This is a genomic window from Streptomyces pseudoechinosporeus, assembly GCF_054783935.1.
The window spans coordinates 493,650-507,957 of sequence record NZ_BAAGPS010000009.1; the positions used below are offsets into that span (position 1 = coordinate 493,650).

The following is a 14,308-nucleotide window of genomic DNA, read 5'->3' on the forward strand; positions in this document are numbered from 1 at the left end:
TGTGGGGGGCCCGCACAGCAGCGGGCCCCCCACAGCAGCTCACCTCACGACCCCAGAGCAGCCCGCCCATAGGGCACCAGCCGCACCGGCCCGATCAGCCCATACGCCTGCTGCTTGTTCGCGCCGAACACGGGGGCGTTGGACACCCGGAGCCGGTTCTGGAGCGTGGTCGCGACCTCCACCTCGATGGTGTTCGAGCCGCGCCGCAGATACGCACCCACATCCACCCTCGGCGTCAACTGGTCCAGCGGCGGCAGCCGGTGACCGTTCACCGTCACCTCGAACGTGTCGAAGACCTCGCCCAGTTCGAGATACGCGCCGTGCCCACCGCTCCAGGAGCTGTCGAGGCCGACCGTCGTGCGGTAGCGGCCCACGCCCGACACATCCAGGAGCTCCGGGATCTGGTTCCACGGCTTCAGGCCGTCGAGCTTCAGGTCAAGACGTGTCTTGAGCGTCTGCGAAGGGCTCGCGCCCGGCTGCCAGTCCTCCACGGACAGATCCCAGCGGGTCAGAGCCGTCGGCGCGGGCACCGCGGCCAGCTCCGTGGTGACCGTCCGCCCGTCGTCGAGCGTTGTGCGGTACGTACCCGGCTGCGCGGCACGGATCTCGAGCCGGCCGCCCTTGCCGCGGCGCAGCTCCGCCGCGTCCGTGTGCGTCGCGTACGCCTGAGGTCGCTGGTCCCAGCGGCCCGGACGGACCAGCGCGACGACGGTGGTCGCGCCGGGTTCGAGCGAGATCCGCAGCCGGATCCGGCCGTCGTCCGTGCGGGTGTACAGCGGCAGCTGCTCGACCGACCCGGTCCAGGCGTCCATGACGTACGGCACCGCGTCCGGGTGCGGGGCGTGCAAGGTGACGTCATGGCTGATCGGTGTCCCGGTCGAGCCCTTCTTGGTGACCGCGTCATTCGCGAAGAAGTAGTAGTCCGCGTCGCGGTCGGCCCGGTGCGCATGCACCAGCATCGAGGACTGCGCGTGCTCCACGTCGCGCGTCAGCCCCAAATCGGCGATGGCACGCGGCACATCGGGACGGTCCGGTACGACCCGCACCTTCGGCTGCGCGAACAGCTCGGCGAGCAGGACGCGCAGCCGGGCGTCGTCGCCGGGCCCCGGCAAGGTCGGCACATGGCCGTCGGACCAGTCACCGATGAAGATCACCGGAAGGCCCGCCTTCGTGTACGCGATGAGCTTCTCGGCGACATCCAGCTGAAGGGTCCGCTCCTTGCCGGAGAGCACATCGCCCTCCACGACCAGCGCCTTGAACGCGGGCCCGTCCGGCGCGAAACGCCCGTCGCGCACCCGCGCGGACGGCAGATCGAGAACGCGCGGCGACAGGAAGAGATGGCTCCAGCCGAGCGGCACACCCTCCGCCGTGAACCACGGCGCCCCGAGCCCGGTGCCCGCCGGGCCCTGCTGGCGCAGGATGCCGATGTCCGCCCGGTTCACGCCCGTCTGCAGGATCTGCTGGCAGCGGCTCAAGTAGGCGGCGATCCGCGGCACATGGTCCCAGGTGGGCTGCCGCGGACCCCACGCCTCCCCGTAGCCCGCAGCGCCGTGGTACGGCGAGAACGCGGCGAATCCGGGCCAGGCGGCGCCCGGCGCCTCGGCGTAGGCGAAGCCGTGGAAGACGGCCTGGTTGACCCCGGCCGCGTACTGGGTGACGAGCTTCTTCAGCGTCGCGTCCCACGTGGTGGAGTACGCGCCGCCCGCGGTGGCGGCCGCCTCGTTGGACAGGATCAGCTTGCCGCCCATGTCGCGTCCGCCCGCCAGACAGCGGAAGTCGTCGGGGTTCTTGAACCCGAGCGACTCGCCCTCGGAGACGTCGAGCACCGCCGCCGCGTAGATCGAGTCGACACCCGGGCCGTACGGCTGCACCCGCAGCTCGAGGCCGAGCTCGTGCGCCCACTTCTGCAGCGGCGCGAGGTGGTTGTCGACGTACAGCTCGGTGAGGACCTCGATGACATCACGGCGCACCGGCTTGTCGATGGCGCTGCCGAAGCTGAAGACCGGGTCCTCGTGGCGCTCGACGACGGTCGGCAGATACGGAAGCACGGAGTAGCCACGGCGCTTTTCGAACTCGGCCGCGAAGGTCGGCGTCCACACCGTCTCCTCGGTCTCCAGCTCGATGGAGTCCTCGAACAGCGCACCGCCGGTTTCCCGTAGCAGGGCGCGCATCCGCGGCGTGAGGATGTGCCGCTCCCAGTAGGCGATCACCGCCTGGGTGCCGGCCGCGCTGAAGTGGTCCACGACGTAGGCGAGCGGACTCGTGTGGGCGGGGCCCTCGGGGCGCTGACCTGAGCCGCGTTCCCAGTACGCGATGACCAGCCACGTCCCGTCGCCGGGCGCCGTCCACTCCAGCCGGCCGTCCTGCACCGCAGCGGTGATGTCCCGGACGGTCGACTGGTCCAGCTCGGGGACCTCGGCATCGGGGGAGGAGCCGGCGGCCACCCGTACGGCCTGCACGAGCATCAGCTCCTCACGCTTGACACCGGCGTCCTCGGGCGGCGTCCCGGGGGCGGGCACGGGACCTGAGAAGGTCTCACCGGGTGCCACGGCCGCCGAGCCGTGCGCCAGTTCCTTGGTGGCGGCCCGGTGATCGGGCGTGATGGACGGCACCGAGGCGGGCCAGGCGGGGCCCAGCGTCAGATCGACGGTGACCTCGCGCTCGGCGGCCCGGCGCAGGGCGGCCTCGACGGCGGTGGTCCAGGCGCGGGTGCCCCAGCCGTACTTCGCCGGGTCGATCGGCGCGGTCATGCTGTGCGTGACCGCCGCGATCTCCACACCGCCGAAGCCCGCGTCGGCGATCTGGTCCACCTCGCGCCGTATCTCGTCGACATCGACCAGCGCGTCCGGCCACCACCAGCGGAACCGGGGGCGTACCGCGGGGGCGGGCGAGGCGAACGCCCGCGGCACGGAACCCGTGGCGGACGCTGCCGCCGGGGCGGCGGCCGCCAGGGAAGCACCGATCGGCAGGGCCGCCACAGCACCGGCCGCGGCTCCCATCTTCAGCAGCGCTCTTCGCCGCAGGCTCATGACCATCCCCTCGCAGTGCATGGTGCACTTGACTGTTTGAACGATTCAGTGATGTAGGCGGAAACATAGATCCCTGCATCGCTGCAGGCAAGAGGTGCCGTCAAAGTCCCCTAGGTACACGCCTCTTGACGTGCCGGAGCGTCGCCTATCAGGATGCCGACGGAGCTCGAAACGTTTCAATTCTCGTTTCATTTGTCTACGCAACCCCGAGCCCTCAAGCTCACAAGGAGCCGTTGACCGATGCCCGGAACCCCGCTGTCGCGGCGTCATTTCATGCTGGCCACAGGGGTGGCCACCGCCGCCGCGAGCCTCATCCCTTCAGGCGCCGCGCACGGTGCCCTCAGACGCCGAGGCCGCCCCGAGCGGGAACAGGACCCCGACTCGGCGCACGGCTACGTCACGTACTACACCGGGCTGTGGGCGGGTTCGCAGCGCCAGCCCAAGTCCGGGCTCGGCTCGGCGCCCGGCAGCTACTCCGGCGACTACGACAACTTCTCCTGCGACCACGGCACGGCCCTGGAGACCCAGACGAAGTTCGCCGACACCATCTACGCGCACACCCGCGACGCGCTGTACGTCAACCTCTACATTCCGTCCCAAGTCACCTGGGATCAGCGTGGAGTGACCCTGCGTCAGGACTCCGACCAGCCGGACTCCGAACGCACCCGGCTCACCGTCACCGCCGGCGGCGGCCGCTTCTCGCTGAAGATCCGCATACCCGGCTGGCTCGGCGAGGGCGACCGGCCCCGACGAGCCGACGTCCGGATCAACGGCCGCCGCCTCGACACGGACGCCTCGCCGGGCAGCTATCTGACCCTGGACCGGACCTGGCGCACCGGAGACAGCGTCGAGCTCACCTTCCCCATGAACCTGACCTGGCGCCCGGCCCCCGACAATCCCCACGTCAAGGCGCTGTCGTACGGGCCCGTCGTGCTGGCCGGAGCGTTCGGCACCACCGAGTCGCCGACGATCCCCGCCCTCGACCCGGACTCCGTCCGTCAAGTGACCGGCGACGGGACCGAGTTCCGGGGCGTGGCCGAAGGGATGAAGGTGTCCCTGCTGCCCTTCCACCAGGTGCACCACCAGCACTGCAACGTGTACTTCGCCGTGCCGCCGCCCCCCCGACCGGCCCGTGAGATCGCCCGCTACCGCCTGGCCGAAGGCCACGGCACCACGACGGCCGACAGCACCGCAACCTTCGGCCCGGCCACCCTGACGGGCGGGGCGCAGTGGGGGCGCGAGGGCCGCCCGGACGTCCAGCTCGACGGCGTGGACGGACATGTCGCACTCCCGGCCGGTCTCATCACCGGCCTCACCGAACTCACGCTCAGCGCCTGGGTCCGCCTGGACTCCCTCGCGAACTCCGCCCGGATCTTCGACCTCGGCTTCCACAAGAGCACGTACTTGTATCTGACCCCGCGCACCGGCTCCGGCCGCGCACGCGCCGCCCTGAAGATCGCCGGCATGGAGGGCGAGGACATCATCGACGCCCCCTTCGCGCTGCCCGAAGGGCGCTGGACCCATGTCGCGGTCACCCTGCGCGGTGGTGCGGCCGGACACACCGGCGGTGGCACGGGTGTCCTGTACGTCTACGTCGACGGCGCCGAGGCCGGCCGCAACGACGCCCTGGTCATGAGCCCGCTGCTCCTCGGCACCACCACCCGCAGTTTCCTGGGCCGCTCACAGAACTCCACGCACCCGTATCTGCACGGTGCCGTCGCCGACTTCCGCGTGCACAACCGGGCCCTGCCGGCCGCGGACATCGCCACGCTCGCCCGCACCCGAGACCCCCACCCCACACCGCAACCCGCACCCATCCCTCGACCAATTCGAAGTGAGCATCCGCATGCCTCGATTCCCCCTGTCCCGCCGCCAGTTCGTCGCCGGCGCCGCGATGACGGCCGCCGCGCTGAGCAGCGGAGCCCTCAGCGGCACCGCCCTGGCCGCCGCGCCGCGCGGCTTCAGCCCCGCCGTCTTCGCCGACCCCCGCCGCGACAGCCGCCCCGCCGTCTACTGGTACTGGAACGGCCCCGTCACCCACCAGCTCATCGACACCCAGCTCGCCGAGCTGCGCGACAAGGGCATGTACGAGGTCATCGTCTTCCCGTACGACAACGAGGAGATGCAGCCCGCCTTCTTCACCGAGGAGTGGTTCGACGTCGTCGGCCACGTCCTGGAGGAAGCCGAGCGGACCGGCATGCGGGTGTGGCTGTTCAACGACAACCACTTCCCCAGCGGGCGCGCCGGCTATCTGGTCGCCCAAGGTGGCAAGGTCGGCTCACGCACCTACGAGCCCCGGCCCGAGCTGCGGCTCAAGGGCCTGTGGCGCTCCACCGCGATCGTCGAAGGACCCGTACGCGCCGATCTGTCCGAGACCACCGGGCTCGCCATCACCTCCGCGAAGCTTGTCGCCGACGCCGCCGTACTCGCCGGAACCGCCGTGCTGCGCGGCGGCGAGGACTGGACCGACTACGACGTCACCGCGAACGTCAAGGCCGAACTCGTCGCGGCGGGCCTCGTCGTCCGCGCATCCACCACCGGCCCTGACGGTTACGCCGTTTCGTTCGACCAGACCGGTGTGGTCACCATCTCCCGTATCACCGACGGCAGTTCCGAGCAGCTCGCCAAGAGCACCCGCACCGACGGCTTCAACCGCACCAAGCCCCACACCCTGGCCGTCTCCGTACGCGGCACCACCGTGTCCGTCACCCTCGACGGCAAGGACAAGGGCACCGTCACCGACGCCGCACACGCACGCGGCGGCGTGGGCGTGCGCGCCGTCGACGGGCAGCGCGGCCTGTGGGACAACCTCACCGTCAACGCGGCCGACGGCACCGCCCTGTACACCTCCGCCTACAGCGACCCGGCGGCCCCAGGCCACTTCCACACCCGCCCCGTACCCGAAGGCGCACCCCGTACAGCCGCCGCCGTCGCCCGCCCGGCAGGCAGCAAGGACGCGTCCGAACTCGTCGAACTCACCGGCCAGTTGGCGGACGGAACCTGGCAGGTGCCCGCCGGGCGCTGGCAGATCGACCTGTTCGGCGGCGCCGTCCTGTCCGACGACTCCTCCGGCTACACCCGCGCCTATCTGGACCTCCTGGACGACGAGCCGGTCGAGCTGTTCCTCGACGCCGTCCCCGGCGAGTACCACCGCCGCTTCCGCCGCTACTTCGGCAAGGTCATCCCCGGCTTCTGGGACGACGAGCCGTTCATCGCCTCCGCCGGGCCGCACCCCTTCAAGCGTCTGCCCTGGTCGCCGACGCTCGCCACCGCACTGGACGAGGTCGACGCCGAACCCGGCAAGGCCTATGTGTGCGTTCACGACGACCTCGGCGACGGCGGCCGCATCCTGCGCGGACGCTACTGGCGGGCCGTCTCCAACCGGTTCGCCAAGTACTTCGAGAAGCAGGCCCACTGGTACGCCGACCGCGGCGTCCGCCTGATCACCAATCCGCTGTACGACGAGGTCGCACCGTCCAAGCGCATCGCCTCCACCGGCGACCTGCACAAGGTCAACCAGTGGGCGCAGGTGCCCGGCGGCGACTGCATCACGGCCGAATACGTGGCCGGTGAACCCTCCATGGACCCGCGCAACCCCGCGTCGGTGGCTCACCAGACGGGCCGCGAGCGGGCGTTGATGGAGGCGTTCGGCAACATGGGCTGGCAGGTGGCGCCCGAGTTCGTGCACGCCCTGCTCGGCGCCTTCGCCACGCGCGGCATCAACCTCACGGTGCTGCACGCGCTGTGGACCGACGAGACCCATGTGTACTTTCCGCCGCCGTTCGGACCGCGCGCCCCTTGGTGGTGGGCGATGCGCCCGGTCGCCGACTGGATCGGCCGCGTGATGGAACTGGCCCGCGGCACCTCTGCCGCCCGCACCGCCCTGCTGCAGCCGCAGCGCGCCGCCGAACAGCTCGCCGGCACCGAGGAACAGGGCCTCGTGGACGAGGCGTTCGGCCAGACCGCGTTCGCCCTGGAGCGCGGCCAGGTCGACTTCGACCTGCTCCACGAAGGCGCGCTCAGCGGCGACCCGGACCTGCTGTGCCCCGCGGTCGTCCGCGGCGGCCGGCTCGCGGTCGGCAAGGCCCGCTACGACCTCGTCGTGGTTCCGCAGACCCCGGTCCTCGACGTGGACGCGGTGCGCGCGCTGACCCGTTTCGTACGCGAGGGTGGCACCGTCGTGACCGTCGCAGCGCCGCCCGCCAGGGAAGCGGACGGACGTGACGCAGCGCTCGACAGCGCCCTGAAGGAGCTCTTCGACCAGCGAGGGGTCACCCGGGTCGACGACCTGGACGGCCTGGACGCCGTCACCCTGAAGGAAGGCGTACGAGCCGCAGTCCTCGAACCCGCCGCACCCGCCGTCCGTGTCCTGCGCACCACACGCGGCGACGACATCGCCTTCCTCTTCAACAACGAGAGCGCCACACCCGTCGACACCTGGGCCGAGCTGCCGGCCCGCGGCACGCCGCAGTGGTGGGACCCGGAGACGGGCGAGACCGGCACCGCACCCGTCTTCCGCACCCCCGAACGCCCCGGCGACGGAGTGCGGGTGCCACTGCGCCTCGGCCCGTACCAGACAAGCGCCGTGGTCCTGCGCGCCGCAGACGCCGAACCCGCACACATCACCGACGCCGGTACCCTCCCCGTCACTTCGGTGACCGCCCACGACGGCCGCCTGCGCGTACGCGCCCTCGCCGACGCCCCCGGCACCTGGCCCCTGACCGGCAGCCACGCCCACCGCCGTTACCGCGGCACCGCCCAAGTCACCGACACGCTGCGGCCCCTCGCCCTCGACGGCGACTGGACCCTGACGCTCGGCCAGGCGGGCGCCGAACCCGTCGTGCGGCCGCTCGCCAGCTGGAGCGACATCGCCCCGCTGTTCTCCGGCAGCGCGACCTACAGCAAGGACTTCGACCTCGACCGCGCGGACCTTGCCGACCGCCGCCTGTACCTCGATCTCGGGACAGTTCGTGAGGTCGCCGAGGTCACGGTCAACGGCACCGTGCTCCCGCCGTTGCTGTGGACCCCGTACCTCGTCGATGTGACCGACGCCCTGCGCGCAGGCAGCAATCACGTGGCCGTACGCGTCTCCAACACCCTTGCCAACGAACGCAGGAAGCCCCTGCCCTCCGGGCTGCTCGGGCCGGTGTTCCTGAGGCCGCGCCGGCCCCTGACCGTCGACCTGACCCGCGCCTGAATCCTGTGGAGATCCCCATGCCCGCCAACACCGCGGCTTCGCCGAGACGCGCCCGCACCCGGCACGGCCTCGTCCTCGCCACCGCGCTGACCGCCCTCATGTCCGTCGTGCCCTCCGCGCTGCCCGCCGGCGCCGCACCCGCGCCCGCACGCCTCGAAGCCACCGGCCTGCAGACCCAGCACCTGCGCAGCGCACTCGGCATCGACGACACCACCCCCGACCTGACCTGGCAGCTCACCGGGCACGGCCGCGACGTCATGCAGAGCGCCTACCGCATCCAGGCCGCCTCCTCCCCGGAGCGGCTCAGGCAGAACAGGCCCGACCTGTGGGACTCGGGTCAGGTGGCTTCCTCCGCGCCGCGCTCGGTGTACGCAGGCAAGCCGCTCGGCTCCCGTGACCGGGTGTACTGGCGGGTCCAGCTCTGGTCGGCGAGTACCGCCTCCGAATGGAGCGACATCGCCGCCTTCGAGACGGGCCTCACTCGGGACGAGGACTGGTCCGGACAGTGGATCACCCACGACGACTGGCGGCTGAGCAAGCGGCGGATCGAACCCGTGGTCGTCGATCTGCCACGGACCAGCGCCCGCCATGTCCGCCTGAACGTCACGGAGTTGGGCCTGCCGCTCGCCGAGACCGACCCCGAGACCCTCGTACGGCGCCTTCAGCTGGGCGAGATCGAGGTCCGCGACTCCACCGCACCCGAGACCAACCACGCCCGCGGCGCCACCGTCACCGCTCCGAGAGCGGCGAGGTACGCAAGGTGTGGGAGCCGAAACTCGCCGTCGACGGCGAGACGAACAGCGCGCTCATCCGCGAAGCCGGCTACGCGAGCGCACCCCACGACAGCGCCGACGTGTCCGGGACGCCGATCACGCTCACCCTGGACATGAAGGAGACCAAGTCCTTCGACCAGGTCGTGCTCTACCTGCGTGCCGACGTTCTGACCGCATCCGGCGAAGTGCCCAACTTCCCCGTCGACTACAGCATTTCCACCGCTGAGACGGCGGACGGACCGTGGACGAAGGCGGCCGAGGTCACCGGCCAGAAGCCGCCGAAGCCCTATCTGCCGTCCGGACTGCCGCTGTTCGCCAAGGACTTCACCCTGCCGAAGGGCGTGCGCAGCACCCGCCTGTACGTCGCGGGCCTGGGCATCCACGACACCCGCCTCAACGGCAGGCCGGTCGGCGACGCCGTCCTCGAGCCCGCCAACACCGACTTCGCCGACCGCGTCCAGTACGCCACGTACGACGTCACCAAGCAGCTCAAGCGCGGCGCCAACACCCTCGCCGTCGAGCTCGGCAACGGCGCATCCAACGTCGTCAGCACCGCGGACCGCTACCGCAAGTGGTACGGCAACTTCAGCGACCCCAAGCTGATCGCCCAGCTGGAGGTCACCCTGGCCGACGGCAGCGTACGACGCGTCGCCACCGACGGCGACTGGCGTACGACACTAGGCGCGACCACCTCGTCCAACTGGTAGGGAGGCGAGGACTACGACGCACGCCGCGCCCAGACCGGCTGGGACGCACCCGGCGCCGACCGCACCGGATGGACCGGCGCCACCGAGGTGGGCCGCGCGGGCAGCACCCAGGAACCGGCCGAACTGAGCGCCCGCGAGACCGAACCGGTGCGAGTCATCGAGACGTTGCAGGGCAAGGAGATCGACGGCGCCGAAGGCAGCCGCGTCTTCGACCTGGGCCGCAACATCGCCGGCTGGCCCGAGGTCACCGTCACCGCACCCGAGGGCACCACCGTCCGCATCCACCCCGCCGAGAGCCTCAAGGACGGCCACGCCTTCCAGTCCGTCAGCAATGTCGGCGCACCCCTGTGGGACAGCTACACCACCAAGGGCGGCGGCCGCGCCGAGACCTGGCACCCCAAGTTCAGCTACCACGGCTTCCGTTACCTGGAACTGAAGGGTCTTCCCGAAGGCGCCGAGGTGTCGGTACGCGGCAAGGTCCTGCGCACGGACAACGCCTCCGCGGGCAGCTTCAGCAGCTCCGAACCGCTGCTCGACGACGTCCACGGCCTGATCCGCCGCGCGATCGAGGGCAACATGATGAGCATCCTCACGGACTGCCCGAGCCGGGAGAAGCTCGGCTGGCTCGAACAGAACCAGCTCGTCTTCCCGTCCCTCGCGGCCAACTACGACATGCGCTCCTATCTGCGCAAGATCGTGCGCGACATGGCCGACGCACAGACCCCGGAAGGTCTCATCCCCAGCACGGTCCCCGATTACGTCGAACTCTCCGGCGCCTACCGCAACGACCCCAACTGGGGCGGTGCCTTCGTCCTAGTCCCGTGGCAGCTCTACACCACGTACGGCGACGAGGAGACGCTGCGCACGTACTTCCCGCAGATGAAGCAGTACGTGACCTTCCTGGAGCAGAAGGTCGTCGGCGGCATCCTCGACTACGGCCTCGGCGACTGGATCACCCCGGACCGCACGTTCCCGCGCGCGGTCGCCGGCACCTACGGCTACTGGCGCGTGGTCGACGCGATGAGCCGCACGGCCGAAGTCCTCGGCGACAAGTAGGCCGCCGCTCTCTACCGCGACAAGGCGGACGCGTCGGCCAAGGCCCTCGCGGAGAAGTTCTACGACCCGGCCACCGGCACCTTCGGCGGCGGAGGCCAGGGCGCGCAGGCCCTCGCCCTGGACATGGGTGCGATCCCCGACTCCGAACGCGACCGCGTCCTCGCCCACTTCACCGACAGCATCAAGGCGGCCGGCCACCACCTCGTCCTCGGGGAGATCTCCCTGCCCGCGGCCCTGCGGGTGCTGTCCGAGGCGGGCCGGGACGACATCGTCTACGAGATCGCCACGCAGACGACAAGCCCGAGCTACGGCTACCAGGTCAAGGCGGGCAACACCACACTCGGCGAGACCTGGGACGGCGGCCCCGGCCAGTCGCAGAACCACTTCATGCTCGGTGCACTGGACGGCTGGTTCACCAGCCGCCTCGCCGGTATCCAGCAGCAGCCCGACAGCATCGCCTACCGCGACCTGCGCATCGCACCGGCGCTTCTGGGCGAGATGACCTCGGCGAAGGGCTCGTTCACCACCCCGTACGGCGAGGTCCGCACCGACTGGCACCTGGATGGCACGTGCTATCGCCTCGCAGTGACGGTCCCGGCCGGCGCCACGGCGGAGGTCCACGTCCCCTCGGCCTCGTCTGCCGTCGAGGTGAACGGGGACGCCGAGTTCGTCCGCATGCAGGACGGTGCTGCGGTGTACGAGGTGGGCTCGGGGGAGTGGACGTTCAACTCGACGGTGGCGGCTGACGGAAGGTGAGCGAGAGCGGGGTGGCCCGTCGGTGCCGGGCCACCCCGCTCTGCGGGCGCTCGCAGAAATTCGCAGCGGCTCGGCTGCCTGAGCGCCCAGCTCATGACCTGCGCTGACCGCCTGAGGGGGCGGCTTGCTTGTGGCAAGCGCTTTCCCCGGGCATTGACGCGCTCTGCGAACGACTGCAAGAGTCCTCATCTGAAAGGCAGTTGACCCGACGCCTGGTCCGTACAGCCGACCGCGTCAGTCCTGAAGCCGAGCGGGCGCAGTCGCCCCTCCCGATGATCAGAGCCCGGCCGCCGATCACCGCCGTGTGCCGCCGCCGAAACCGTGCGTACGACCTGATCCGTCGATCCGTGCTGAACGGGGGCGCATGACCACAACCGCCGAGGACGTGGCGGCCGAGGCCGGGGTCTCCCCGTCTACTGTCGCCCGCTGTTTCACCTCGCCCGAGCAGGTGAGGGCAAAGACGCGCGAGCGGGTTCTGGCCGTGGCCGGCCGGCTCGGCTACACCCCGAGCCGCGTCGCCCGCTCTCTCGCTCTGGGCCGCACTCGCACGCTCGGCCTGATCGTGCCCGACATCGCCAACCCCGGCTTCGCGGTGATCGTCAAGGCCGTACAGGCCCGCGCCCGTCACAAGGACTACGCGGTGTTCCTGGCCGACACCGATGAACACCCCGACGACGAGTACGAGTTGGCGCTCACCCTCGCCCGGCAGGTGGACGGGCTCCTGCTGGTAGCACCCCGCATGGACACCGAACGCATCGGCGAGATCGTCGCGCGAGCACCCAGCGTCATCGTGAACCGGCCTGTGCCGGGCGTGCAGTCGGTCCTCGTGCCCACCGACGACGGACTGCGTCAGGCCGTGGCCCATCTGCACGCCCTCGGACACCGCCACCTGGCCCTGGTGCTCGGCGCCCGCGACTCCTGGTCCACCGAACAGCGCGCACACGCCGTGCGCACAGCCTGCGAGGAACACGGCCTGAAATTGACCGAGTTCGGACCGCACGAGCCGAAGTTCCACACCGGAGCACAGATCGCCGACCTGGCGCTCGCCTCCGGTGCCACCGCCGTCGTTGCGCACAACGACCTGCTCGCGCTGGGCGTTCTGGCGCGCCTCAGCGAGCGCGGTGTGCGCGTGCCCGACGACGTCAGCCTCGTCGGCGTCGACGACATCCTCCTCGCCGCCACGTCCACCCCGGCCCTCACCTCGGTCCGGCTGCCGCTCGACGTACTGGGGGAGCGGGCCGTGAACCTCCTGCTGCGCCGCATCGGCCACGACACACCCAGGCCCGCCGAGCCCGAAGAGATCGCCCTCGACAGCGAGTTGATCGTCCGCCGTTCCACCGGCCCCGCCCCATGGAAGGAACCCTGAGCATGCCCGCTGCCACCACCCGGCGCGCCGCGATCGTCGGCACCGGCCACCGCGCCCAGATGTACACCAAGGCCCTCGGCGCCCGCCCCCACTACGAGGTCGCGGTACTCGCCGACCCCAGCCCCGCCCGCATCGCCCACCACAACAAGATCCTCACCGGCCTGGCCCGCCCCGAGGCAGCGGCCGCCGACCCCCACGACTTCGAAGACCTGCTGCGCCGGCACCGTATCGACGAGGTCATCGTCACCACCATCGACGCCACCCACCACCACTACATCACCACCGCCCTCGAAGCAGGCTGCCGCGTCGTCACGGAAAAGCCCCTCACCACGGACGCCGCCAAGGGCAAGTCGATCCTCGACGCTCTCGAACGCACCGGCGGCGACCTCTCCGTCGCCTTCAACTACCGCTACAACCCCGCCCACGAGAAGGTCTGGCAGCTGCTCGCCGACGGCGCGATCGGCGAGGTGCGCTCCGTCCACTTCGAATGGCTCCTCGACGTACGCCACGGCGCCGACTACTTCCGCCGCTGGCACCGCGAGAAGCGGCACAGCGGCGGTCTGCTCGTGCACAAGTCGGGCCACCACTTCGACCTGGTCAACTGGTGGCTGAACGCGTCCCCTGCACGCGTCCACGCCGAAGGCGGCCTGGTGTTCTATGGCCGCGCCAATGGCGAGGCGATGGGCGTCCGCCGCGACTACGAGCACGCCCACGTCCAGCCCGCGGCCGCCGACGACCCCTTCGCCATCCACCTCGCCGACGATCCCGCGCTCACCTCCCTGTACCTGGACGCGAACGCCACCGGCGACACCTACCGCCGCGACCGCAACGTGTTCGGCGACGACATCGACATCGAGGACGACCTCGCGCTGGTGGTCCGCTACGACAGCGGCGCCACCATGACGTACCACCTGACCGCGTACTCCCCGTGGGAGGGCTACCGGGTCATGTTCAACGGCACCAAGGGCCGCCTGGAACTGGAGGTCGAGGAGAACACCTGGCAGCCCCCGCGCACCGCGACCGCTCGCGGCGGCTCCGCGCACGGCGGAGTCGTGATGGCCAACCCGGGACGCACCCGCATCCTGCTGCGCCCGCTGTGGGAGGAACCGCGCGAGGTGACCTTCCAGATCGCGGCCGGCTCGCACGGGGGCGGCGACCTGCGCATGCTCAAGCAACTCTTCGGCCCCCTGGGCGATGGCTCGGACGACGGCGCGACGCCCGCCGCGGGTAAGGGCGCCACCGCCCGCGACGGCGCGCTCGCGCTCGCGGTCGGCATCGCCGGCAACGAGTCCCTGCGAACCGGCCTTCCGGTGTCAACGACTGGCCTGTTCGACACCCCGGTCTGACCCCGTGCGCAGGCACTCACCCAACCGACTACGTCCCTGCCCCTGACCCTCATGCTCGGAAGGAAAGTGACCCCGCGT

General features: G+C 70.8%; 6 protein-coding genes and 2 pseudogenes. 7 read left to right on the forward strand and 1 reads right to left on the reverse strand.

Annotated features, from left to right (window positions below):
- Positions 1 to 44 precede the first annotated feature (44 nt).
- The gene (locus ACYVO6_RS13765) at positions 45 to 3,029 is read right to left on the reverse strand and encodes a glycosyl hydrolase (RefSeq protein ID WP_461060842.1); all 2,985 of its coding nucleotides are present in this window, start codon (positions 3,027 to 3,029) and stop codon (positions 45 to 47) included.
- 273 nt (positions 3,030 to 3,302) lie between these two features.
- On the opposite strand from ACYVO6_RS13765, the pseudogene ACYVO6_RS13770 reads away from it, so the two are divergent.
- The 7 genes and pseudogenes from ACYVO6_RS13770 to ACYVO6_RS13800 all read left to right on the forward strand — a co-directional run.
- Positions 3,303 to 4,784, forward strand: a pseudogene (locus ACYVO6_RS13770) (LamG domain-containing protein); the annotation flags it as partial.
- Positions 4,785 to 4,875: 91 nt separating this feature from the next.
- Complete coding sequence (locus tag ACYVO6_RS13775; RefSeq protein ID WP_461060844.1) at positions 4,876 to 8,226, forward strand: glycosylhydrolase-like jelly roll fold domain-containing protein; 3,351 nt, start codon at positions 4,876 to 4,878, stop codon at positions 8,224 to 8,226.
- Positions 8,227 to 8,243: 17 nt separating this feature from the next.
- Positions 8,244 to 9,116: a glycoside hydrolase family 78 protein gene (locus ACYVO6_RS13780; RefSeq protein ID WP_461060846.1), complete on the forward strand. Its 873-nt coding sequence runs from the start codon at positions 8,244 to 8,246 to the stop codon at positions 9,114 to 9,116.
- A pseudogene (locus ACYVO6_RS13785) lies at positions 9,113 to 11,122 on the forward strand (family 78 glycoside hydrolase catalytic domain); the annotation flags it as partial. The gene ACYVO6_RS13780 and the pseudogene ACYVO6_RS13785, both read left to right, overlap by 4 nt.
- 27 nt (positions 11,123 to 11,149) lie before the next feature.
- Positions 11,150 to 11,518 (forward strand): alpha-L-rhamnosidase C-terminal domain-containing protein, encoded by a 369-nt coding sequence (locus ACYVO6_RS13790; protein WP_461061383.1) that lies wholly within the window; start codon positions 11,150 to 11,152, stop codon positions 11,516 to 11,518.
- Between the two features lie 364 nt (positions 11,519 to 11,882).
- Positions 11,883 to 12,884 (forward strand): LacI family DNA-binding transcriptional regulator, encoded by a 1,002-nt coding sequence (locus tag ACYVO6_RS13795; protein WP_461060848.1) that lies wholly within the window; start codon positions 11,883 to 11,885, stop codon positions 12,882 to 12,884.
- A gap of 2 nt (positions 12,885 to 12,886) precedes the next feature.
- Positions 12,887 to 14,230 (forward strand): Gfo/Idh/MocA family oxidoreductase, encoded by a 1,344-nt coding sequence (locus tag ACYVO6_RS13800; RefSeq protein ID WP_461060850.1) that lies wholly within the window; start codon positions 12,887 to 12,889, stop codon positions 14,228 to 14,230.
- Positions 14,231 to 14,308 lie beyond the last annotated feature (78 nt).